The organism is Vibrio mimicus CAIM 602 (genome assembly GCF_000338875.1).
Classification (GTDB): domain Bacteria; phylum Pseudomonadota; class Gammaproteobacteria; order Enterobacterales; family Vibrionaceae; genus Vibrio; species Vibrio mimicus.
In genome coordinates this window covers 55,685-77,909 of the sequence record NZ_AOMO01000029.1, presented here as the reverse complement: position 1 = coordinate 77,909, position 22,225 = coordinate 55,685, and the positions used below count along the sequence as shown (strand labels likewise).

The 22,225-nt window shown below is 48.1% G+C and carries 21 protein-coding genes; 14 read left to right on the top strand and 7 right to left on the bottom strand.

Features of this window, described 5'->3' with window-relative positions:
- Nucleotides 1-226: 226 nt before the first annotated feature.
- A complete protein-coding gene (gene metF, locus D908_RS10395) occupies nucleotides 227-1,114 on the top strand; it encodes a methylenetetrahydrofolate reductase (RefSeq protein WP_005524313.1) in 888 nt (295 codons plus the stop codon).
- Between the two features lie 62 nt (nucleotides 1,115-1,176).
- Here the strand turns inward: metF and zapB are convergent, their stop codons facing one another.
- A complete protein-coding gene (gene zapB, locus D908_RS10400) occupies nucleotides 1,177-1,419 on the bottom strand; it encodes a cell division protein ZapB (protein ID WP_000007391.1) in 243 nt (80 codons plus the stop codon).
- A 314-nt stretch (nucleotides 1,420-1,733) separates the two neighbouring features.
- Between zapB and glpX the strand changes: the two genes are divergently transcribed.
- Nucleotides 1,734-2,741, top strand: a complete 1,008-nt coding sequence (gene glpX, locus D908_RS10405) for a class II fructose-bisphosphatase (RefSeq protein WP_000817532.1) — start codon at nucleotides 1,734-1,736, stop codon at nucleotides 2,739-2,741.
- Nucleotides 2,742-2,828: 87 nt separating this feature from the next.
- Here glpX and pfkA read toward each other — a convergent pair whose 3' ends face one another.
- The 3 genes from pfkA to D908_RS10420 all read right to left on the bottom strand — a co-directional run bounded on the left by pfkA (nucleotide 2,829) and on the right by D908_RS10420 (nucleotide 5,605).
- The gene (gene pfkA / locus D908_RS10410; RefSeq protein ID WP_000591799.1) at nucleotides 2,829-3,791 is read right to left on the bottom strand and encodes a 6-phosphofructokinase; all 963 of its coding nucleotides are present in this window, start codon (nucleotides 3,789-3,791) and stop codon (nucleotides 2,829-2,831) included.
- 279 nt (nucleotides 3,792-4,070) lie between these two features.
- The gene (fieF, locus tag D908_RS10415; RefSeq protein ID WP_000712640.1) at nucleotides 4,071-4,961 is read right to left on the bottom strand and encodes a CDF family cation-efflux transporter FieF; all 891 of its coding nucleotides are present in this window, start codon (nucleotides 4,959-4,961) and stop codon (nucleotides 4,071-4,073) included.
- Nucleotides 4,962-5,104: 143 nt separating this feature from the next.
- Nucleotides 5,105-5,605 (bottom strand): CpxP family protein, encoded by a 501-nt coding sequence (locus tag D908_RS10420; protein WP_005524312.1) that lies wholly within the window; start codon nucleotides 5,603-5,605, stop codon nucleotides 5,105-5,107.
- 185 nt (nucleotides 5,606-5,790) lie between these two features.
- On the opposite strand from D908_RS10420, the gene D908_RS10425 reads away from it, so the two are divergent.
- The 4 genes from D908_RS10425 to trmL all read left to right on the top strand — a co-directional run bounded on the left by D908_RS10425 (nucleotide 5,791) and on the right by trmL (nucleotide 9,149).
- Nucleotides 5,791-6,477 (top strand): response regulator, encoded by a 687-nt coding sequence (locus tag D908_RS10425; RefSeq protein WP_000940149.1) that lies wholly within the window; start codon nucleotides 5,791-5,793, stop codon nucleotides 6,475-6,477.
- A complete protein-coding gene (gene cpxA, locus D908_RS10430; RefSeq protein ID WP_005524311.1) occupies nucleotides 6,477-7,865 on the top strand; it encodes an envelope stress sensor histidine kinase CpxA in 1,389 nt (462 codons plus the stop codon). Before D908_RS10425 ends, cpxA begins: the two co-directional genes overlap by 1 nt.
- 136 nt (nucleotides 7,866-8,001) lie before the next feature.
- Nucleotides 8,002-8,619 carry a superoxide dismutase gene (locus D908_RS10435; RefSeq protein WP_001120288.1) on the top strand — a complete coding sequence of 206 codons (618 nt, stop codon included), beginning with the start codon at nucleotides 8,002-8,004 and terminating at the stop codon, nucleotides 8,617-8,619.
- Between the two features lie 53 nt (nucleotides 8,620-8,672).
- Nucleotides 8,673-9,149, top strand: coding sequence for a tRNA (uridine(34)/cytosine(34)/5-carboxymethylaminomethyluridine(34)-2'-O)-methyltransferase TrmL (trmL, locus tag D908_RS10440; protein ID WP_005524310.1), 477 nt, complete (start codon nucleotides 8,673-8,675; stop codon nucleotides 9,147-9,149).
- Nucleotides 9,150-9,170: 21 nt separating this feature from the next.
- On the opposite strand, the gene D908_RS10445 is transcribed toward trmL, so the two are convergent.
- Nucleotides 9,171-9,656 carry an FxsA family protein gene (locus D908_RS10445; RefSeq protein ID WP_000483996.1) on the bottom strand — a complete coding sequence of 162 codons (486 nt, stop codon included), beginning with the start codon at nucleotides 9,654-9,656 and terminating at the stop codon, nucleotides 9,171-9,173.
- Between the two features lie 318 nt (nucleotides 9,657-9,974).
- On the opposite strand from D908_RS10445, the gene aspA reads away from it, so the two are divergent.
- From aspA to D908_RS10465, 4 genes are all read left to right on the top strand, one after another.
- Nucleotides 9,975-11,426 (top strand): aspartate ammonia-lyase, encoded by a 1,452-nt coding sequence (gene aspA / locus D908_RS10450; RefSeq protein WP_000224046.1) that lies wholly within the window; start codon nucleotides 9,975-9,977, stop codon nucleotides 11,424-11,426.
- Nucleotides 11,427-11,556: 130 nt separating this feature from the next.
- The gene (locus D908_RS10455) at nucleotides 11,557-12,864 is read left to right on the top strand and encodes an anaerobic C4-dicarboxylate transporter (RefSeq protein WP_000638386.1); all 1,308 of its coding nucleotides are present in this window, start codon (nucleotides 11,557-11,559) and stop codon (nucleotides 12,862-12,864) included.
- Between the two features lie 121 nt (nucleotides 12,865-12,985).
- Nucleotides 12,986-14,791 (top strand): protein-disulfide reductase DsbD, encoded by a 1,806-nt coding sequence (locus D908_RS10460; RefSeq protein WP_005524309.1) that lies wholly within the window; start codon nucleotides 12,986-12,988, stop codon nucleotides 14,789-14,791.
- Between the two features lie 215 nt (nucleotides 14,792-15,006).
- Complete coding sequence (locus D908_RS10465) at nucleotides 15,007-15,636, top strand: response regulator (protein ID WP_000378640.1); 630 nt, start codon at nucleotides 15,007-15,009, stop codon at nucleotides 15,634-15,636.
- Nucleotides 15,637-15,794: 158 nt separating this feature from the next.
- On the opposite strand, the gene D908_RS10470 is transcribed toward D908_RS10465, so the two are convergent.
- A complete protein-coding gene (locus D908_RS10470; protein ID WP_005524307.1) occupies nucleotides 15,795-17,540 on the bottom strand; it encodes a potassium/proton antiporter in 1,746 nt (581 codons plus the stop codon).
- 488 nt (nucleotides 17,541-18,028) lie between these two features.
- Here D908_RS10470 and D908_RS10475 point away from each other — a divergent pair, with 488 nt between their 5' ends.
- Together D908_RS10475 and D908_RS10480 are read left to right on the top strand one after the other, a co-directional pair.
- Nucleotides 18,029-18,295 carry a DUF4212 domain-containing protein gene (locus D908_RS10475; protein ID WP_000863675.1) on the top strand — a complete coding sequence of 89 codons (267 nt, stop codon included), beginning with the start codon at nucleotides 18,029-18,031 and terminating at the stop codon, nucleotides 18,293-18,295.
- Nucleotides 18,296-18,305: 10 nt separating this feature from the next.
- Nucleotides 18,306-20,009: a sodium:solute symporter family protein gene (locus D908_RS10480; protein ID WP_005524301.1), complete on the top strand. Its 1,704-nt coding sequence runs from the start codon at nucleotides 18,306-18,308 to the stop codon at nucleotides 20,007-20,009.
- 149 nt (nucleotides 20,010-20,158) lie between these two features.
- Here the strand turns inward: D908_RS10480 and D908_RS10485 are convergent, their stop codons facing one another.
- Nucleotides 20,159-20,830 carry a 7-cyano-7-deazaguanine/7-aminomethyl-7-deazaguanine transporter gene (locus tag D908_RS10485; protein ID WP_005514675.1) on the bottom strand — a complete coding sequence of 224 codons (672 nt, stop codon included), beginning with the start codon at nucleotides 20,828-20,830 and terminating at the stop codon, nucleotides 20,159-20,161.
- A 367-nt stretch (nucleotides 20,831-21,197) separates the two neighbouring features.
- On the opposite strand from D908_RS10485, the gene gmk reads away from it, so the two are divergent.
- Both gmk and rpoZ read left to right on the top strand, forming a co-directional pair.
- Entirely contained in the window at nucleotides 21,198-21,821 is a 624-nt protein-coding gene (gene gmk / locus D908_RS10490) for a guanylate kinase (protein ID WP_000515787.1), read from the top strand.
- A gap of 107 nt (nucleotides 21,822-21,928) precedes the next feature.
- A complete protein-coding gene (gene rpoZ, locus D908_RS10495) occupies nucleotides 21,929-22,201 on the top strand; it encodes a DNA-directed RNA polymerase subunit omega (RefSeq protein ID WP_000135052.1) in 273 nt (90 codons plus the stop codon).
- Nucleotides 22,202-22,225 lie beyond the last annotated feature (24 nt).

The window sequence follows — 22,225 nt, the reverse complement described above, 5'->3', positions numbered from 1 at the left end:
CTATACTTTTCTGCATTAAAAGCATCATTCTCTATCTCTCTTATCTTTTAGCCACACATAGCGCTCAATTGCTTTTTCAAGCTTGAATCTACTTCACGATCAACATGAGAAATATTCATAATGGTGAGGTTGACATCAAAGCACATTCACGACATTCTACAGCCATATAGACGTCTAAACGTCAATTCGGATTCGGGCAGTGACACTCAGTCACAGGGAGTACAAGATGGGATACACACACGCTAGCCATATCGATGCATTGAACCAGAACATTGCGGAGCTTTCCGACATCAATGTTTCATTTGAGTTTTTTCCACCAAGTTCACCACAAATGGAAGAAACGCTTTGGGGCTCTGTACACCGTCTGAAAAATCTCAAGCCTAAATTTGTTTCAGTGACTTATGGCGCAAACTCAGGTGAGCGTGATCGCACTCATTCGATCATCAAAGCCATCAAAGATAAAACCGGTTTAATTGCTGCACCACACCTGACTTGTATTGATGCGACTCGAGATGAGCTGATCCAGATCGCCGATGACTACTGGCATAACGGCATTCAAAATATTGTTGCGCTGCGTGGCGATATTCCTCCGGGTGGCGGTAAACCAGACATGTACGCTTCAGATCTGGTGACACTACTGAAATCGCGTCATGATTTTGATATTTCAGTTGCCGCCTTCCCTGAAGTACATCCTGAAGCCAAAAGCGCACAAGCGGATCTGCTGAATTTGAAACGTAAAGTGGATGCGGGAGCCAACCGTGCCATCACTCAGTTTTTCTTTGATGTAGAAAGTTACCTGCGTTTTCGCGATCGCTGTGTCGCGGCAGGCATTGATGTTGAAATCGTCCCCGGAATTTTGCCCGTTTCTAACTTTAAGCAAGCGTCGCGTTTTGCTGCGCAAAACAACGTTAAAGTCCCCAATTGGATGGTGAAGCAATTTGAGGGATTGGAAGACGATCCTGTGACTCGTCAATTGGTGGGTGCAAGCCAAGCGATCGACATGGTGCGCGTGCTGTGCCGTGAAGGGGTAAAAGATTTCCACTTCTACACACTCAACCGTGCAGAAATGACCTATGCGCTATGCCACACTCTGGGTGTAAGACCACAAGCTTAAAAGAATACTTCTCGCCAAGATCAAAAACGCCGACATCACTGTCGGCGTTTTCATTAGGAGAATTACTCCACGTCTTCCATTTTGCCCAGCAGGCTACGGATGCGCTCTTGCCATGCCGCATGCTCTTGCTGAACTTGCTGTGCGCGTTGCTCAAGAGCTTCACGCGCTTCACGCAGCTCTTGCGCTTCACTTTGCAGCTGTTGCTTTTCTTCTTTCAGCTCTTCAACTTCCATTTGCAGCAGTGCAATGGTGTCGACTGCGGTTTGAATTTTCGCTTCCAGTTTTTCTAATACTTCAAAAGACATGACGTTTTACCCTTGTTGATTCGGTTGAGGTGAAGTGGGCTTCACTGATTGAGATCATTCTACTCAGCCCTGTGCACAGAAACACGCCCTAAGTTCGATCTTTTTCGCTATTCGGTTAAAAAAACCGCGCAAATTGACGCAAGCTTAACTTAAGTGACCGTCAAGCCAGCTTTGCTCCGGCCTATTCGATCAAAATTTAGCTTTTTTCGTTCGATCTTGATCAAAGGCAAAGGCCAGCGCCTGCAAAAGGCAAACGTTTACTTTGGAGTGTGGTAGAATGCCGCGCAAAATTTCTCTCTTGGTTTGGAGCAAACATGAAACGCGATTTAGCAATGGCTTTTTCCCGCGTCACCGAAGGTGCCGCACTCGCAGGCTATAAATGGTTAGGACGTGGCGATAAAAATGCCGCTGATGGTGCCGCGGTAGAAGTAATGCGTGCCCTGCTCAATCAAACCGAAATCAGCGGCGAAATTGTGATTGGTGAAGGCGAGATCGATGAAGCGCCTATGCTCTACATCGGTGAGCAAGTCGGCTTGGGTGGCGATGCGGTAGACATTGCGGTCGATCCTATCGAAGGAACCCGCATGACGGCCATGGGACAATCCAATGCACTGGCGGTGCTGGCCGCGGGCGAAAAAGGCAGCTTCCTGAAAGCACCCGACATGTATATGGAAAAATTGGTGGTCGGCCCAGGCGCGAAAGGCTGTATCGACCTTCATTTGCCACTCCAAGATAATCTACACAATGTCGCCAAGGCACTGGGCAAGCCATTAACCGATTTAGTGGTGATCACCCTTGCTAAACCGCGTCACGACAAAGTCATCGCTGAAATGCAGCAAATGGGGGTACGTGTTTTTGCGGTGCCAGATGGCGATGTGGCGGCTTCCATTCTGACTTGTATGCCAGATAGCGAAGTAGACATGATGTATTGCATTGGCGGCGCACCAGAAGGTGTGGTTTCTGCTGCGGTGATCCGCGCTCTGGATGGAGATATGCAAGGTCGTTTACTGCCTCGTCACCAAGTCAAAGGCGATACAGAAGATAACCGTATCTGGGGTGCTAAAGAGCTCGAACGCTGCCAACAAATGGGGGTTGAGGCGAACAAAGTGCTGAAGATGGAAGACATGGCACGCAGTGATAACGTCATTTTCGCCGCAACCGGTATTACCAAAGGCGACTTGCTCGATGGCATCAGCCGCAAAGGTAATATCGCAACGACAGAAACTCTGCTGATCCGTGGTCGCTGCCGCACGATTCGTCGTATCCGCTCGATTCACTATTTAGAGCGTAAAGATCCGCAAGTGCGTGACATCATTCTCTAACTCAGAAACCCGCGCATAAAAAAGACCGCCTTGGCGGTCTTTTTTGCATCTGTATTTTTTGTATCTAGATATAGAGCGCAATTCAGCTTAGAACAGCTCTTCTGCTACTTTGTACAGATCAGTGCGTACTGGACGCTTCATGTTCTCAATCGCATCAATGATGTCGTGATGAACCAGTTGCTCTTTCTGGATGCCGACACAACGACCACCATGACCTTCCATCAGGAGGTGCACCGCATAGTTACCCATGCGTGACGCTAGCACACGGTCAAATGCCGTTGGTTTACCACCACGTTGAATGTGGCCTAAAACGGTAGCGCGAGTTTCACGACCAGTTGCGGCTTCAATCTCTTTCGCCAGCTTGTTGGCATCCATCATCAGCTCAGTCAGCGCGATGATCGCATGCTTCTTGCCTTTGGTGATGCCATCTTTGATGTTAGAGATCAACTGTTCCATGTTCAGGCCAGTTTCTGGCGTGATGATGTATTCACAGCCACCCGCAATCGCTGAAGTCAGAGTCAGGTCACCACAGTGACGGCCCATGATTTCTACGATAGAGATGCGTTGGTGTGAAGAAGAAGTATCACGCAGACGGTCAATCGCTTCGATAACGGTGTTCAGTGCCGTCAGGTAACCGATAGTGTAATCTGTACCTGCGATATCGTTGTCGATGGTGCCTGGCAGACCGATACATGGGAAACCCATTTCAGTCAGTTTTTTTGCACCCATGTAAGAACCGTCACCGCCGATAACCACGAGCGCTTCAATGCCGTGTTTTCTCAGGTTTTCAATCGCCTTTTCGCGGACTTCAACTTCGCGGAATTGTGGAAAACGCGCAGAACCTAAGAAAGTACCACCACGGTTGATCACGTCAGAAACACTTGAGCGGTCTAACTGCTTAATGCGATCTTCGTACAGCCCCATATAACCGTCGTAAATACCGTACACTTCTAGGCCTGCGCCTAGTGCTGTACGGACTACACCACGAATGGCTGCGTTCATACCTGGGGCATCGCCACCACTCGTCAAAACACCGATTTTTTTAATCATGCTCACCCTCGAACTTTGCGAATCGAATATCAATTTCTACGCCGTCTGGCCTGTAGGGAGCCAGACAGAAAAATTCAAAAAAACTGTGCGTAATGTTACCTTCCCCGATTAGGAATACTACTGTTATTTGCACTAAGTTCTGTAAGTTTTCTACTTATGTAAGAGTATTACAGTTTTGTACCGACCCAGTGTTGATTCATGTCAGGATTGCCGTTTTTTTGCCAACTTGGGGAAAAGATAGCCAAACTGACGGCTTTTGTCGCCTTACTGCTGAGTTTTTTATCGATGCTCCGTCTCCATCACGACAGAATGTGGATCTTGATGGATTAAAACATCAGCACCAACAAAGGCATCTCGCAATTTATCTTCTACCCGATCTGATATCTGATGTGCTTCGAGCAACGAAATGTTGTCATCCAGTTCCAAATGTAGCTGGATGAATCGGACAGGGCCTGACATTCGCGTGCGCAATTGATGCATTCCAATCACCCCTGCAACACTTAAACAAAGTGCGTGGATTTGCTCGATCTCTTCATCTGGTAATTTACGGTCAAGCAGGGTCTGTACCGCATCATGCACCATTTTAAAGGCACTAAATAAGATATAAAGGCCGATCCCGATCGCAAATACAGCATCCGCTTGCCCGAATCCCCACCAACTTAGACCAAGAGCAACCATGATCGCCGCGTTCATCAAAAGATCCGATTGATAATGTAGTGAATCGGCGGCGATGGCTTGGCTGCCCGTTTTCTTCACCACATAGCGTTGAAATAGCACTAAACCGAATGTGACCAACATAGCGAGCGCACTGACATAAATGCCCAACTCAGGCGCATTCAGCTCATGTGGGCGGAAGAAGCGATCGACACCATTGAGGATCAAAAAGCAGGCAGAACCAGAAATAAACATCGCCTGCGCCAAAGCTGCGAGCGATTCTGCTTTACCGTGCCCAAACGCATGCTCATGATCGGCAGGCTGCAGCGCAAAGCGTAATACGATGAGGTTAACCACAGAAGCAGCAATATCGAGCACCGAGTCGATCAAGGAAGCCAAGAGGCTCACCGAACCCGTTACCCACCACGCTACCACTTTGACCACCAATAACAAGGTAGCTACCGCGGTTGCGGTCCAAGCTGCCATAGTGACCAAACGGGCGTACTCTTTTTTCATCGCCTCACCTTTTATATTCGTTTATCTAAAAGAAGCCCGAGTATATACCCAAACTAATTGAAGTTGCAGGTCGGTGGAGAATCAGACAAAAAACCACAAGGCAGCCTAAAGCTGCCTTGTGGTTTACGATACGCATGCGTTTTTTATTGGTGACGTGGCTTACCTTTACCGTGTTCACCATCCATCATGCATTGATCCATTTTCGCTTGTTGCAAACTCTGCAACTTAGTTTTCTGCTCTGCAGTTAAAATGCTCATCATTTGATGGTGTTTTTCCATCATGTTCACTCGATGCGCCACTTGTTGATCTACCATCTGCTTAGCCAGATTTTCTGCCGCCGCTTGATCAAAATCGGCAGACAGCACTAAAGCACGCTCTTGTGTATGCAAAGCTTTCATCACATCACGGTTTTGCCCACGATTCGCTCGCATCTCTTCACGATTAGCGTCGCGCATTTCTTTGAGCTGAGTTTGCTGCTCAGCGGTTAAATCAAGCTGTTTCCAAATTCCACGTTCACCGTGACCACCACAAGGGCCATCGCCTTCTTTATCCCAGCCGTGGCCGCCGTAAGCAAATGCGGCTGTGGTACCTAAAGTGAGTGGGAGGATTGCAGCAGCGAGAGTCATTTTTTTAGCCAGTTTCATTGTTCGTTCCTCTACATTACGTTATGGATTTCATGGCTGCGGGTACAGCGCTTAAACATAGAGTACGACTTGCAAGGTCAAGTGACGTATAGGGAGCGTAAAGAATCGTAAAGAGCTGATTGCTCACTGATCTCAGCTCTTTTTTCACGGTAAACTTACCTTAACCCCGCAATGAAGAGGCAGCTATGGCACACATACTTCTGATCGATGATGACACCGAACTGACCAGTTTATTAACTGAGGTATTACAGTACGAAGGCTTTGAGATTTCTGAAGCCAATGACGGCGAAGCCGGATTGGCCGCCGTGACCGATCAGATAGATCTGATTTTGCTGGATGTGATGATGCCAAAGCTCAACGGCATGGAAACGCTTAAACGCCTACGCGAAAAATGGGCCACTCCGGTGTTAATGCTGACCGCTAAAGGCGAAGAGATCGATCGCGTGATTGGCCTAGAACTCGGCGCGGATGATTATTTGCCTAAACCCTTTAGCGATAGAGAATTACTGGCGCGCATCCGGGCAATTTTGCGCCGCACGCAGAACGCCCTTGCTCCCAAACATACAGACGTGATCGAATGTCAGGATATCCAAGTTTATCCCGGTAAGCAGGAAGCCTATTGTCAGGGGCAACTGCTCGATCTCACCACCACGGAATTTGCGCTACTCACCCATTTTGTACAGTCTCCCGGTGAAACGCTCACTAAAGAGATGCTCAGTATTGAGGTATTGGGTAAACGCCTCGCCGCATTTGATCGAGCGATCGATATGCATGTATCCAACCTACGCAAAAAACTGCCAGAACGGCTGGACGGCAAAGCTCGAATCAAAACCCTACGTGGCCGCGGTTATTTGATGGTACAGGAGGAGTGATGCGCTTACCCAAGCTGAATAACCTATATGGACGAATCTTTGCCATCTTCTGGTTTACTATGCTGTTGGTACTGTTTGCGGTACTGACACTACCTCATCTCGATCCACGCAAACCTCGTGACCTGTCTCCAGAAGCCCACCAACGCTTATTGAATAACAAAGCGCGCTTTGAACAGGAGTACAAAAATAGAACAGACCTGGGCAAAATTCTGTTTCAGCTTGAAGGACGAGGCACACCACAGCGTGAACATGATGGTCGACCACGCTTTTTTGTGACGGATTTGGAAGGCAATGTTCTGACCTCATCCAAGCATGCCGATTTTCGCCTAAAAGCACTGCAAAACTTCTCTTCCAGTATTGAATCGGTGGAGAAGCCACAACAACGGCTTTATGGCCGCTATATGTTGGCAGGCCCGGTTCCCATTACTTTAGCCAAGCAGGATTTACTGCTTTATGTCGGTATGCGTTGGGATGAGCCACCGCCATTTTTATTGCGTCTATTTGATAAGCCGTTCCAACTGCTGCTGGCTATCATGCTGGTCAGCACTCCGTTACTGCTTTGGTTGGCGTGGGCATTGAGTAAGCCCGCACAAAATTTGGCTCAGGCCGCTCAGCGCGTGGCTCGTGGTGAGTTCGTGCATGACCCAAAACTGGAACGTGGTACCGCCGAGTTTCAACAAGCCGGACGCAGCTTCAACCAGATGGTGGATGCGGTCAATCAGATGGTGTCTGGACAACAGCGACTGCTCTCCGATATCTCTCACGAATTGCGTTCCCCTTTAACTCGTTTGCGTATGGCCAATGCCTTAGCGATGCGCAAACTCGGAAGCAGCAGCGAATTAGAACGCATTGATACGGAAGCCCAGCGTTTAGAACAAATGATTGGCGACTTACTCGCATTATCGCGCATGCAAACCAACAGCCACCTGATGCGTGAAGTCCAGCCATTAAGCAGCTTGTGGGAAGAGCTTCTCAAAGATGCTGAATTTGAAGCGGAGCAGATGAACAAAACGCTCACCTTTGATGCGATTCCAGATCGTAAGATCAGTGGCACTCCCAAACTGCTTATGAGTGCCTTGGAAAACGTAGTGCGTAACGCGATTCACTACGGACAAAAGCAGATCCACGTGGCGTTTACGATTCAAGATAACGTACTCAGTATCAGCGTCGATGATGATGGCGAAGGTGTCCCAGAGGAAGAATTGGCCGACATTTTCCGCCCGTTTTATCGGGTTTCTACCGCGCGCGATAGGCACAGTGGTGGTACAGGCCTTGGACTTGCCATTACTGAAAGCGCTATTCGCCAGCACAGCGGTACGATCAGTGCGACACGCAGTGCATTGGGCGGCTTGCAGGTACGCTTTACTTTACCTTTGCAGGCATCGTAATACTTTCCAACAAGGGGCAGTAATACCCGCACAATCTTCAGGTTGTTAATGATATTAATTATCATTAACATGAATTTATACCCTTCCTATAGGTTGTTCTTATAGGAAGGCGATATTCATCCAAGGAGGATTTTGCATGCCCCACTTATTTCCCGATCTGCCTTACGCTTACGATGCACTAGAACCGTACATTGATGCCAAAACGATGGAAGTGCATTACAGCAAACACCATCGCACTTATTACGATAAATTTCTCTCCGCCATTAAAGGCACAGATTACCAAGATCAGTCGCTTAGCGAGATTTTTGCACGTGTTTCAACGCTTCCCGCGGCTGTGCGTAATCATGGTGGCGGTTACTACAACCATATTTTGTATTGGAACTGCATGAAACCGAATGGTGGCGGTGAACCTCAAGGCGAACTTGCAGCAGCCATTGAACGCCACTTTGGCAGCTTTGCTCAATTTAAAGAGGCGTTTTCACAAGCCGCTGTCAATACTTTTGGCTCGGGATTTGTGTGGCTGATCGTGCAAGAGGGTCAACTGAGCATCAGCTCAACCAGCAACCAAGATAATCCACTGATGGATGTGGTTGCAGTGCGTGGTGAGCCGATCCTAGCCTTGGATGTTTGGGAGCACGCTTACTACATTCGCTACCAAAACCGCCGTCCTGAGTATATTGATGCGTGGTGGAGTGTCGTGAACTGGGAAGCCGTCAGCGAAAACTACGCTATTGCTCTCACGCAAGCTGCGTAAATAAACAGAAGGGGCTATACTCGCCCCTTCTTTGCATTCACTTGTCGTCTGTTATGTTTGATATCGCTCTCTACGAACCAGAAATCGCACCCAACACGGGTAACATCATTCGTTTATGTGCCAACTGTGGCGCGAACTTGCATCTGATCGAGCCTCTGGGTTTTGATCTGGAAGAGAAAAAAGTTCGCCGCGCAGGTTTGGATTACCATGATTTAGCACGCGTGACTCGCCATAAAGATTACGCAGCGTTTGTGGAATATTTGCAGCGCGAGCGCGGTACTTTCCGCCTCTTTGCTTGCACCACCAAAACCACACAACACCATGTTGATGCGAAATTTCAACAAGGTGATGTGCTGATGTTTGGCCCAGAGACTCGCGGTTTACCTGCCGAGTTGATTACCAGCTTGCCTGCCGAGCAGCGCATTCGCATCCCCATGATGCCGGAAGCACGCAGCCTCAATCTTTCCAATGCGGTAGCGATTATTGCCTTTGAAGCGTGGCGTCAAATGGGGTTTGATGGCGCAATGTAATGCGCCAATTGACTCTATGATTTACTTCAGGCGGTTCTGATCTTGATCGTCTTTACGCTCAAACTCGCCTTCATAGGTCGTTCCGTTAGAGTTTGAGCGATCGGTAAATGGGTTAGGCTGTTCAAAACCTTGCCCACCCGTATGGATGTTGCGTACTACCACACGGCTCATCAAATGATTGGCCAGATAAGCCCTTGGCGCAGGCAGCAAGATCAGCATACCCATTATGTCGGTCAAAAAGCCGGGGGTAAGCAACAAAACGCCCGCCACCGCCAACATCACACCTTCTAAAATCTGCTGCGCTGGCAGTTGGCCTTGTGCCAATCGCTGCTGCACTGTAAGTAACGTCTGCAAACCTTGGCTACGCACCAGTGATGCCCCAACCACAGCCGTCAGCAACACTAAAGCGATGGTTGGCCATAAACCGAGCACACCACCAACCTGAATAAACAGAGCAATTTCAATCACAGGGACTGCAATAAATAAGAACAGTAATATCGGGAACACAATGCCTCCTTGGTTTGTCGTCAGTGTATGCTTTACGCCCCCCTCAACCAAATCGGAGGGTGTAAAAAAGTGTGTGCTTTCACATCCTGACGCTCAAAATCATCATCCATACATACTCTGTTCATACTTTGCCAAACTATGACTCGATAAAACCTCAAATAGTGATCCAGTTACTATTTTTAATATGCAGTTACAGTATTATGTGCATCGCAAGTCAGGACGGATTTCCAGCCAAAAACTCTGACGAATGGATTCTTATATTACAGAAATGGCTATTAATTTAGTTTTTTACCAGAATAATTATCTAAGGATCCCCTTATGGCTACCCTATCTGAAGCGCCTAAAACAGCGACTCCGGCTACCCGCATTGAAGAAGATCTGTTAGGTCAACGTCACGTTCCTGCTGATGCTTACTACGGCATTCATACCCTACGCGCTGTAGAAAACTTCAATATCTCTAATGTTACGATCTCTGACGTACCTGAATTTGTACGCGGTATGATCATGACCAAAAAAGCGGCGACTCTGGCGAACAAAGAGCTGGGCGTAATTCCAAAAGATGTGGCGAACTACATCATCCAAGCGTGTGATTTGATCCTTGAAACAGGTAAGTGCATGGACCAATTCCCGTCAGATGTATTCCAAGGCGGTGCTGGCACATCAGTGAACATGAACACGAACGAAGTTATTGCGAACGTGGCTCTAGAACTGATGGGCAAAGAAAAAGGTCAATACGAGTTCATCAACCCGAATGACCACGTGAACAAAAGCCAATCTACCAACTGTGCTTACCCAACTGGTTTCCGCATCGCGGTTTACAACAGCATCCTGAAAGTCATTGATGCGATCGAATACCTGAAAGGCGCATTCGAACTGAAAGCGATCGAGTACAAAAACATCCTAAAAATGGGTCGTACTCAGTTGCAAGATGCAGTGCCTATGACGGTAGGCCAAGAATTCCACGCATGGGCAGTCACTCTGAATGAAGAGATTCGTGCTCTGCAATACACTTCAAAACTCTTGCTGGAAGTGAACTTAGGCGCAACGGCTATCGGTACTGGCCTTAACGCAGCACCTGGCTACCAAGAGCTAGCTGTAAAATATCTGGCTCAAGTGACTGGCCTAGAAACTGTACCAGCAGAAGATCTGATCGAAGCAACATCTGACTGTGGTGCTTACGTGATGACTCACGGTGCCCTGAAGCGTCTAGCGATGAAGATGTCTAAGATCTGTAACGATCTACGTCTGCTCTCTTCTGGTCCTCGCGCGGGTCTGAATGAAATCAACTTGCCTGAACTGCAAGCGGGTTCTTCAATCATGCCAGCAAAAGTAAACCCAGTAATCCCAGAAGTAGTAAACCAAGTTTGCTTTAAAGTGTTTGGTAACGACAACACCATCACTTTCGCAGCAGAAGCAGGTCAACTGCAGTTGAACGTTATGGAGCCAGTGATTGCTCAAGCAATGTTTGAGTCTATCTCTCTGCTGACTAACGCGTGTGTGAACCTACGTGACAAGTGCATTGATGGCATCACAGTGAACAAAGAAATTTGTGAAAACTACGTGTTCAACTCAATCGGTATCGTCACTTACCTAAACCCATACATTGGCCACCATGAAGGTGACATTGTTGGTAAGATCTGTGCTGAAACCGGTAAGAGCGTACGTGAAGTGGTACTTGAGCGTGGTTTGCTTACCGAAGAGCAACTCGATGACATCTTCTCGGTTGAAAACCTGATGCATCCTCAGTATAAAGCGAAACGTTACGAATAATCGCTCTGTTAAAGCCCCCTCCGTTGGGGGCTTTTCACATTGCACTCAATGTGTGTGATGAAAGCATTATTTGAACGCTCGTTGTGTGAGTGTTGAGATAATTTTTTCATCTTTAAATGAGGTAATCATTATGATTTGGGTCGAACTGGTCGTTGTTCTTCTCTTCATTTTCCTGGGCGCACGGATTGGCGGTATCGGCATTGGTCTTGCTGGTGGTGCCGGTGTGATCGCCTTGTCATTAATCCTTGGTGTACCAACCAAACAAGCCTTTATTCCAGTTGATGTTATTTTGATCATCATGTCTGTAATCACGGCTATCGCAGCAATGCAAGTTGCTGGTGGTATGGATTGGTTGGTGCAATTAGCAGAAAACTTCCTGCGCAAACATCCGGAAAGAATCACCTTCTATGCCCCAATCGTCACTTTCCTGATGACATTGATGGCGGGCACAGGCCACACAGCATTCTCCACTTTGCCTGTGATTGCTGAAGTGGCGAAAGGCCAAGGTGTACGTCCTTCACGTCCACTCTCTATTGCCGTTGTGGCTTCGCAAATTGCTATCACAGCATCGCCAATTTCTGCTGCTGTCGTTGCATTTGCCGCTATGTTGGTGCCATTTGGTGTGGATTATCTGACTCTGCTCGCTATCTGTATCCCAACCACGTTTGCGGCTTGTATGGTCGGAGCCTTTGTTTCTAACTACATGGGTTGTGAACTGAAAGACGATCCAATCTATCAAGAGCGTCTGGAGCAAGGTTTGATCAAGCTGGCTGGCACACAAAAACGTGAAATTCTGCCAACCGCGAAAACCGCAACTTACATTTTCTTGGCTGCGATCATTCTGGTGGTGTGCTACGCCGCGGCGATTTCAAACTCGATTGGTTTGATCGAAAACCCAGCGCTTGGCCGTAACGAAGCGATCATGACTTTCATGCTGGCAGCCGCTGCAGGTATTGTGCTGTTGACCAAAATTGATGCTGCGAAAATTCCAGCCGCTTCCACTTTCCGTTCAGGTATGACGGCTTGTGTCTGCGTACTTGGTGTAGCTTGGTTAGGTTCAACGTTTGTAAACGCGCACGTGGATGGCATCAAAGAAGTCGCAGGTACTTTACTGGCTGACTACCCATGGATGCTGGCGATGGTACTCTTCTTCGCTTCTATGCTGCTTTACTCACAAGGTGCAACCACTGTAGCGCTGATGCCTGCGGCTCTTGCCATTGGTGTTGCTCCTCTGACTGCAGTAGCGTCATTTGCGGCAGTAAGTGCGCTGTTCGTACTACCAACTTACCCAACTTTGTTGGCGGCAGTAGAAATGGATGACACGGGTTCAACTCGTATTGGTAGCTATGTGTTTAACCACCCATTCTTCATTCCTGGCGTGGTGACTATCGCTAGTGCAGTGGCATTTGGCTTTGCCTTTGGCAGCCTGTTTATCTAAGAATAAAGTGCAAAATCACGGGAGCTTCGGCTCCCTTTTTTATTGTTGTGAAACTTATTGGCGCATCCGAAGGTCTGATTAGGTTACTATGACAACCAAATGATTGATAACGATTTGACCCATGCGCACACTGTTACTCTGTTTTTCGCTGTTGTTCGCCCTGCTCACTCAACCAGCTTGGGCGCTGTTTGGTAATAACTCGAGCACCAGCACGCCAAGTTTTGCCTCTAGCTCAAACCGTTTTGTTCCGGTCGATGAAGCCTTTCCGTTTAACGCTTTCCAGCAAAATAACACCTTGTTTATCGACTGGCAGGTGAAAGAAGGCTACTACCTATATCAAGACCGAATCAGCATCAGCGGCGAAAATATTCAACTTGGCGAGTACTTGCTAACGGAAGGTGAGCCCTACCGCGATGAGTTTTTCGGTGATGTGAAGATTTACACCACACCACTTTCCGTTCCTTTGCAGTTAAATGAATACCAAAACGGCGCAAAAGTGATCGTGCAGTATCAAGGCTGTGCCAAAGCGGGATTTTGTTATCCACCGGAAACTCGGGTTATTGATATCACCCCCTTTAGCACCAGCGACTCCGCCAATACGCCAGACTTCAATATAAGTACAACGTTGTTCGACAACACAACGACAGCCGATACCACGCCATCACCAACTTCAGCACACGACTCGCTGGCTGATAAACTCGCACAAAACTGGTGGACGCCACTGCTGTTTTTAGCGCTGGGTGTTGGCCTTGCCTTTACTCCTTGCGTGCTGCCTATGTACCCAATTTTGACCAGCATAGTGCTTGGTGGCGCGCAGCTTACCCAGCGCCGTGCTCTGCTGTTAAGCGTGATTTACGTGCAAGGCATGGCACTCACCTACACTTTGCTCGGTTTGGTAGTCGCCTCCGCTGGATTGCAATTTCAAGCCGCGCTGCAACACCCGTATGTTTTGATTGGGCTGAGTGTACTGTTCGTTGCCTTAGCGCTTTCTATGTTTGGTTTGTACAGCTTACAACTGCCTAGCAGCATGCAAACTTGGTTGAACTCACTGAGTAATGCACAGCAAGGCGGTAGCCTGCCCGGTGTATTCGCTATGGGTGCAATCTCCGGCTTGGTGTGCTCACCCTGCACCACCGCTCCGCTTTCCGGCGCACTACTTTATGTCGCGCAAAGTGGCGATTTGCTCACGGGTGCCGTTGCGCTCTACGCATTGGCCATCGGCATGGGAATTCCGCTGATTTTGGTCGCGGTCTTTGGTAATAAACTACTACCAAAAGCAGGCAACTGGATGGAACGCGTGAAAACCCTGTTCGGTTTTGTGTTGCTCGCAGCCCCTATCTTCCTGTTAGAGCGCATTCTTCCTGAGTTTTGGTCTACCTTGCTTTGGTCTGTTCTCGGTTTAGCGGCATTTGGCTGGCTATATCATGTCAAAAACAGCCTACCGTTTGGCGGCTGGAAGCAGAGCTTGATTGGGATTGTGGCAATTTTAGGGCTACTCGCCTCAGCACAACCTGTTCTCAATCATTGGTATTCACCTAACCAAGCAGCGCAGCGCGTTAGCCAAGTTCAATTTACACGCATTGCGAACCTAAGCGAGCTGCAAAACGCACTGGCGGATGCCAAAGCACAAGGCAAACCCGTCATGCTCGATTTCTATGCCGATTGGTGTGTGGCTTGCAAAGAGTTTGAGAAGTACACTTTCCACGCCGAACAAGTGGAAACCAAGCTCAGCAACTTCGTATTGCTGCAAGCGGATGTCACCAAAAATCAGCCGCAGGATATTGAACTGCTGAAAGCATTAAATGTGCTGGGTTTGCCCACCATTGAGTTTTGGAATACGCAAGGTGAAGCCATTCCGAATGCGCGGATCACGGGCTTTATGGCGGCAGAGCCTTTTATCGAACATCTTGCACAACACGGTTTGTAACGTGAAGCCCCGCTCACAGAGAGAAATAATGTGATTGGGGCAGCCAACATCACTGTGGCTTCAAGTCGGAATAAAAAACCAGAAGTCAGCAGGGGTTATTCAAGCTTATGCATTTAAAAAGGGATACAGTTCAGACTTTTAACAGGTAAAGATTGTTCACTCAGGTAAAGAGAACAATAATTTGGTTAACTGTTTGGTAAACCTGTTGTGACGTCATGGACTCGACCTACACCATCATCATTGCTGATGACCATCCACTGTTTCGTAATGCGCTGTTTCAATCCGTGCACATGGCGATCAGCGGTGCGAATTTGCTGGAAGCAGATTCACTTGATGCTTTGCTGCATCTACTCAATAAGGAGTCGGAGCCCGATTTGCTCCTGCTCGATCTCAAAATGCCCGGCGCGAATGGGATGTCTGGTTTGATTCATCTGCGTTCCGAATACCCCGACTTACCGATCGTAGTGATCTCGGCCAGCGAAGAGCCAAGCGTGGTTTCGCAAGTCAAGAGCCACGGCGCGTTCGGTTTTATCCCCAAATCAAGCGATATGCGCAGCCTCATTGCCGCGCTAAATCAAGTACTCAATGGTGAGCCTTATTTCCCTGCTCATTTATTGGTGGATGGGTTTGTAGGCAATGATTTAGCCGAAAAAGTGGCAGCACTCACGCCGCAGCAATATAAGGTGTTGGGCATGCTTTCGGATGGACTGCTCAACAAGCAGATTGCTTATGAACTGAATGTTTCGGAAGCGACCATCAAAGCGCATATGACGGCGATTTTCCGCAAACTTGGGGTGAAAAACCGTACTCAAGCGGTGATCTTACTAAAAGAAATGAGCGAGTAATCCACTCGCTCATTTCTTCTTACTTGCTCTATACCCAAACTACTTGGAGTTGCAGGTAGGTGGCAAGTGAGTGAATCCCTATGAGCATAGATACGCTATGTGATTGGGGTGAAGGAACGCAGCCAACACCACTGCTGCTTCAAGTAGGAAGGGGATTTTTACTCCGCACCTTCTTGCAACTCTTCTTCAGGCGGAAGACGCAGGCCAATTTTCGTCACTTTCCAATCCACCACGTCAGCCACTACCCATTGCAAGCCGCGCCATTCAAAGTAGTCACCCAACACAGGGGTTTCGCCTAAGTGCTCTAGCACCAAATCTTTTAACTTGGTTTCAGCAGTTAACTCACCTAAATCCAGACCATAGAGCAAAGCCACATCTTGCAGTTTCGCTTCAATATCGAGGAAGAAGTCTCCAAAGAAGCGAACTAGTGATGCTTTTTCTGGGGCTTCACTGAACAAGCGGCTGAGTGATTCAAGATCGCGCTCTTGCGCCATCACACACAAAGTGTCGCCTTCGCATAACTCGGTACTGCCCGATGGGTGCAACAGTTGATTATCACGAAACACAGCAGCAATCCGCGTGCCTTCTGGCATAAACAAATTGCGCAGCGGCTCACCAATACACCACTTATCTGCTTTCAGTTTGTAAATAAACAGCTCCCACTCGCTGGTCGGATAAATTTCCACACCCGTTCGTGAAATCGGCTCCGGTTTCGGCGGCAGTTCAACTTTGGCTAGTGTCATCGCTTTGGTTAGCGTTCCACCCTGTACCACCAGCGACACCATAACCACGAAAAACGCGAGATTGAAGTAAAGCTGAGCATTCGGCAAACCCGCCATCATTGGGAATACGGCTAAGATGATTGGCACAGCGCCACGTAAGCCAACCCAAGAGACAAACCATTTCTCACGGGCAGTAAAGCTCTTAAACGGTGCCAAACCAATCCATACCGCAATGGGGCGAGCAAAGAGGATCATACCCACTGCCAGTGCTAGGCCAGGTAGCGCAATCTCCATCAACTCCGATGGTGTTACTAACAGACCAAGTACCAAGAACATGCCGATTTGCGCTAGCCAAGTCATGCCATCAAGCACGTTGAGAATGGAATGTCGGCTACGGGTTGGGCGGTTGCCAAGCAACAAACCTGCAAGATAGATAGAGAGAATGCCACTGCCCCCCAACGCGTTGGAGAGAGCAAAGATCATCAAACCGCCACTCACCGCAAGAATGGAGTACAAACCTTCAGGCAATTGGTTGCGGTTTATCAGCCACCACAAAATCCAGCCCCCCGCTAAACCGAGCAAAGCACCAACACCAAATTGCTGCACGAAATTGAGCAGTAAAAAGCCCGCACTGAGATTTGCTTCGGCACTGCTGAGTACAGCGATTAAGGTTACAGTCAGAAACACCGCCATAGGGTCGTTGGTGCCCGATTCGATTTCCAAAGTCGCGCCAACCCGTTCATTGAGGCTACGGCCTTTGAGTAGAGAAAATACCGCCGCCGCATCCGTGGAACCAACAATCGCGCCCACTAACACACCTTGCAGTAAGCTCAGATCAAACAGCCACATTGCCAGCAAACCAGTGAGCAAAGTGGTAATGGCAACACCTAGCGTCGCCAGCGACACAGAAGGCCAGAATGCCACTCGAAAACTCGCCACACGGGTGCGCATACCACCATCGAGCAAGATGATCGCGAGAGCAAGGTTACTGACTAAATAGGCGACTGGGTAATTATCAAAAGCAATCTTCCCAATGCCATCTTCCCCCGCCAGCATTCCCACCGCGAGAAAAACCAACAAAATCGGAATACCCAATTTCGAGGAGACAGGACTGAGCAATACGCTGATGCCTATCAATAAGGCACCTATCATAAAAAAACTGTTAATCGTAACGGCGTCCACTCTCCCTCCCAATCTGTTGCTAACGGATTGTCTTGTTTAATCAAGTAATTTGAACGTCTATTGTGCACGAATTCGTGACATCAATGAGAAAAGTTTATGTAAACAAATCACGCTTTACCGGACTTTTTACTATAAAAAGCTCAATGAATAGGAATGCCCCCTTATACTTTCGGCTAACTTAACATCTAATTAACATCTCTTTTTTTGCCGTTTTCTATACCAAAATGGTTTGCTATCACAGCTAATTCGCAAGTAAAAACACACTTCTAGCATAAGCAGAGTTGTGCCATTAAAGTGAATAAACCTAGCCAACATCGCGGCTGTATCAAGAACGAAGAGAGATCGGTAAGCTCTCGGTTTCGTGTCATTTTTCGCCTTTTCTCCCCCGACTAAAGTTGCACAGATCCCTTGTCATTCGGCTGCTAACCTAAGACACGTAACATTGTGTTAACACCTCTAACGGAATAACGAAAAGGAAGGAGAAGGCCATGGCGTTCGAATCATCAGAACATGCTCAAGCCTACTGGAAGGAAAACTTGGGGATCATGGGCTCACTGCTTGCAGTGTGGTTTTTAGTCTCATACGGCGCGGGAATTTTATTTGTCGATGCGCTCAACACCATTCAATTTGCCGGGTTCAAACTCGGGTTCTGGTTCGCGCAACAAGGTTCTATCTACACCTTTGTTGCCCTGATCTTTATCTATGTTGCGCGCATGAATGCGCTCGACAAGAAATACAACGTACAAGAAGACTAAGGGGCTGAACATGGATATTCAAACCTGGACGTTTATTCTGGTCGGCATCACTTTTGCGCTCTATATCGGTATTGCGATTTGGGCGCGTGCCGGATCAACCAGTGAGTTCTATGTCGCGGGCGGTGGCGTTCATCCTGTTGCAAACGGTATGGCGACCGCTGCGGACTGGATGTCAGCAGCTTCTTTCATTTCAATGGCTGGCATCATCTCTTTTATCGGCTATGACGGCACCGTTTACCTAATGGGTTGGACGGGCGGTTATGTGCTGCTTGCACTTTGCCTAGCCCCTTATCTGCGTAAGTTCGGTAAGTTTACTGTGCCTGATTTTATCGGGGATCGTTACTACTCAAGAACCGCGCGTATGGTTGCCGTATTCTGTGCCATCTTCGTGTCGTTCACTTATGTTGCAGGCCAAATGCGCGGTGTAGGCGTGGTGTTTGCGCGCTTCCTCGAAGTCGACATCAACGTTGGTATCGTGATCGGTATGGCAATCGTGTTCTTCTACGCGGTTATGGGCGGCATGAAGGGCATTACCTATACCCAAGTTGCGCAGTACTGTGTACTGATCTTCGCTTTCTTGGTTCCAGCCATCTTTACTTCGCTGATGATGACAGGCAACCCAGTTCCACAAATCGGTTTTGGTTCTACCCTCTCTGGCACTGACCAATATCTGCTGACTAAGCTTGATGGACTCACTCAGGAGCTCGGCTTTACCGCCTATACGGACGGTTCAAAGAGTATGGTTGATGTCTTCTTCATTTGTGCGGCGTTAATGGTGGGTACCGCAGGTCTACCACACGTAATCATCCGTTTCTTCACTGTACCAAAAGTATCGGATGCACGTATCTCTGCAGGTTGGGCTCTCGTGTTTATCGCTTTCTTGTATACCACAGCACCTGCGGTAGCAGCATTTGCTCGTGTGAACATGATCGATACTCTGAACGGCCATGACATGAAAGGTGTACCAGCGGCTGAAGCACCAACGTGGTTCCACAACTGGGAAAGCACCGGACTTGTGAAATGGGAAGATAAGAACGGCGACGGACGTCTGTTCTACTCAGGCGATGCGCGTAACGAGATGACCATCAACAATGACATCATCGTTCTGGCTTCACCTGAAATTGCCAAACTACCAAACTGGGTTGTGGCTCTGTTGGCTGCGGGTGGCCTTGCGGCAGCACTATCTACCGCTGCGGGTCTACTGCTGGTTATCTCAACGGCGATTTCTCATGACTTGTTGAAGAAAGGCTTTAAACCCAATATGACCGATAAGCAGGAGTTGCTCGCCGCGCGGATTGCCGCAGCGTTAGCCATCGTCGGTGCGGGTTATCTGGGTATCAACCCACCAGGATTCGTGGCTCAGGTAGTTGCCTTTGCCTTCGGTCTGGCAGCCTCCTCCTTCTTCCCAGCGATCATCCTTGGCATCTTCTACAAGAAGATGAACAAAGAAGGGGCGATCAGCGGTATGTTGGCAGGTATCTTGTTTACTGCGGCTTACATCATCTACTTCAAGTTCGTGAACCCAACCGCCAGCGTTCCTGCTAACTGGTGGTTTGGTATCAGCCCAGAGGGTATTGGTACACTCGGTATGTGCTTGAACTTTGTGGTCGCGATTGTTGTGAACAAGTTCACCGCAGAAGTTCCAAGTGATGTACAAGAAATGGTTGAATCCATCCGCTATCCAAAAGGTGCGGGCGCAGCACACGACCACTAATGCTTGAACTATGATGCTTTATTGAATTGTAGGGATTCAGATAAAGCAAAGCCCGAGGTGATAACCTCGGGCTTTCTTTTTCCTCGCATCCACATTCCCAATCCATCGCTCTAAACAAAATTGACGATGAATTGGAACCATGAACTTAACTAGGCTTTGACGCTCGCCATGGCAAAATTAGGGTTTACCGCAGTCAGCTTTTTGATCAGGTAGTTGAGCAATACACCATACATAGGCACAAACAGACCTAAGCTAATGATGAGCTTGAAGGTGTAGTCCACCAATGCGATTTCAGTCCAATGCTCAGCCATAAATGGATCGCTGCTTTGGTAGAAAGCAATCGAGAAGAAAGCGATGGTATCCAGCGCATTACCAAACAGAGTCGAACACGTTGGTGCAACCCACCACTGCTTCATTTGACGCAGGCGGTTAAACACGTGCACATCCAGTATCTGTCCAAGCAGGTACGCCATAAAGCTTGCAATCGCAATTCGCGCGACAAACAAATTGAACTCACTCAGCGGTGCTAAGCCTTGATATTGGCCTTCAAAAAACACCACGGAAAGCAAGTAAGAGACCGCCAATGCAGGCAACATCACCAGAAAAATGATTTTACGCGCTAACCCAGCACCGAAAATGCGTACGGTGAGATCGGTCGCTAAAAAGATAAACGGAAAGGTAAATGCGCCCCACGTGGTGTGGAAACCGAAAATCGTAAACGGGATTTGCACCAGATAATTGCTCGACGCAATGATCACTAGGTGGAACAAAACAAGATAGCCAAGGGCTTTGCGCTGCTGCGCAGGGGTAAAGTGATTCATACTGTACCTTTTTAGTTTGGTTTGGGGGCGAGGGAACCCAAATTGGAAGCACGCTTCCGGCTCAAATTTTACGTGGTTGGCTAGCCGCCAATTCACAAGGGCGGCGATTATATCCCAAACTTTATTGGGTGCAAGGGTATTTTTTGAACAAATAATGATGTCATTTTCCATTCACTCATGATCTTTTTGCCAAGTAACTTTAACGGGCAAGCAGTGGGAGTGCTTGAGAAGATCCTGTAGATCGTGCTACTCTTCGCCTCCATTTTTCTGGCTGAAAAATCATCCAATCTTGATCCAGCCAGTGCTATCTTTAAATCATTGCCGGCTAAGGCAAAGACTCAATCCCAACCTAAGTGGAACCGAATCGATGGGCAAAGGTACTCTTTATATCGTTTCTGCACCCAGTGGCGCAGGCAAATCGAGCTTAATTGCAGCCCTGTTGGAGCAAAACCCAACCTATGCAATGAAAGTGTCGGTCTCACATACCACACGTGGCATGCGCCCTGGTGAGCAAGATGGCGTTCATTACCATTTTGTCGAAAAAGAGCACTTTGAAGAGCTGATCGGCAAAGAAGAATTCCTCGAATACGCTGAAGTGTTTGGTAACTACTACGGCACTTCACGGGTATGGATTGAAAATACGCTAAACAAAGGGATTGATGTGTTTCTCGATATCGACTGGCAAGGTGCGCGCCAAATTCGTCGCCAAATGCCAGAAGCGAAAAGCATCTTTATCCTGCCGCCTTCAAAAGAAGAGCTGGAACGCCGCTTAAACACTCGCGGCCAAGACAGCGAAGCGGTCATCGCTAAACGCATGGGTGAAGCAAAATCAGAAATTTCGCATTACAGCGAATATGATTACGTCATCATTAATGATGATTTTGATGTCGCTTTAATGGATTTCAAAGCCATCATTCGTGCAGAAAGATTGAAGCAGGACAAGCAAGCTGCTAAATATAGCTCTATGCTTTCTGCTCTGCTGGCTGATTAATCAGCTAGTGTGGGTTATAAGCTCAGCCCGTTGCTAGAATCTCAACAGGTTAGGCTGTATACTTTCTCGTCATTCAATTTATCAGTTAACTAAATTTTGGAGTTCTCATGGCACGCGTAACAGTTCAAGACGCTGTTGAAAAAATTGGCAACCGTTTCGACCTAGTTCTGGTTGCGGCTCGCCGCGCTCGTCAAATGCAATCTGGCGGTAAAGATGCTCTAGTGCCGGAAGAGAACGATAAGCCAACGGTTATCGCTCTACGCGAAATCGAAGAAGGGCTGATCACGAAAGATGTTCTGGATGCACGTGAGCGTCAAGAACAACAAGAGCAAGAAGCGGCAGAGCTGGCTGCAGTTAGCAGCATCATGCACAACCGTTAATAAAACAGTAGCGATTTAACCCGC

Excerpts from the sequence above, each read along its gene's own strand:
- metF (WP_005524313.1), top strand. The coding sequence starts at position 227 with ATGGGATACACACACGCTAGCCATATCGATGCATTGAACCAGAACATT.
- zapB (WP_000007391.1), bottom strand. The coding sequence starts at position 1,419 with ATGTCTTTTGAAGTATTAGAAAAACTGGAAGCGAAAATTCAAACCGCA.
- glpX (WP_000817532.1), top strand. The coding sequence starts at position 1,734 with ATGAAACGCGATTTAGCAATGGCTTTTTCCCGCGTCACCGAAGGTGCC.
- pfkA (WP_000591799.1), bottom strand. The coding sequence starts at position 3,791 with ATGATTAAAAAAATCGGTGTTTTGACGAGTGGTGGCGATGCCCCAGGT.
- fieF (WP_000712640.1), bottom strand. The coding sequence starts at position 4,961 with ATGAAAAAAGAGTACGCCCGTTTGGTCACTATGGCAGCTTGGACCGCA.
- D908_RS10420 (WP_005524312.1), bottom strand. The coding sequence starts at position 5,605 with ATGAAACTGGCTAAAAAAATGACTCTCGCTGCTGCAATCCTCCCACTC.
- D908_RS10425 (WP_000940149.1), top strand. The coding sequence starts at position 5,791 with ATGGCACACATACTTCTGATCGATGATGACACCGAACTGACCAGTTTA.
- cpxA (WP_005524311.1), top strand. The coding sequence starts at position 6,477 with ATGCGCTTACCCAAGCTGAATAACCTATATGGACGAATCTTTGCCATC.
- D908_RS10435 (WP_001120288.1), top strand. The coding sequence starts at position 8,002 with ATGCCCCACTTATTTCCCGATCTGCCTTACGCTTACGATGCACTAGAA.
- trmL (WP_005524310.1), top strand. The coding sequence starts at position 8,673 with ATGTTTGATATCGCTCTCTACGAACCAGAAATCGCACCCAACACGGGT.
- aspA (WP_000224046.1), top strand. The coding sequence starts at position 9,975 with ATGGCTACCCTATCTGAAGCGCCTAAAACAGCGACTCCGGCTACCCGC.
- D908_RS10455 (WP_000638386.1), top strand. The coding sequence starts at position 11,557 with ATGATTTGGGTCGAACTGGTCGTTGTTCTTCTCTTCATTTTCCTGGGC.
- D908_RS10460 (WP_005524309.1), top strand. The coding sequence starts at position 12,986 with ATGCGCACACTGTTACTCTGTTTTTCGCTGTTGTTCGCCCTGCTCACT.
- D908_RS10465 (WP_000378640.1), top strand. The coding sequence starts at position 15,007 with ATGGACTCGACCTACACCATCATCATTGCTGATGACCATCCACTGTTT.
- D908_RS10475 (WP_000863675.1), top strand. The coding sequence starts at position 18,029 with ATGGCGTTCGAATCATCAGAACATGCTCAAGCCTACTGGAAGGAAAAC.
- D908_RS10480 (WP_005524301.1), top strand. The coding sequence starts at position 18,306 with ATGGATATTCAAACCTGGACGTTTATTCTGGTCGGCATCACTTTTGCG.
- D908_RS10485 (WP_005514675.1), bottom strand. The coding sequence starts at position 20,830 with ATGAATCACTTTACCCCTGCGCAGCAGCGCAAAGCCCTTGGCTATCTT.
- gmk (WP_000515787.1), top strand. The coding sequence starts at position 21,198 with ATGGGCAAAGGTACTCTTTATATCGTTTCTGCACCCAGTGGCGCAGGC.
- rpoZ (WP_000135052.1), top strand. The coding sequence starts at position 21,929 with ATGGCACGCGTAACAGTTCAAGACGCTGTTGAAAAAATTGGCAACCGT.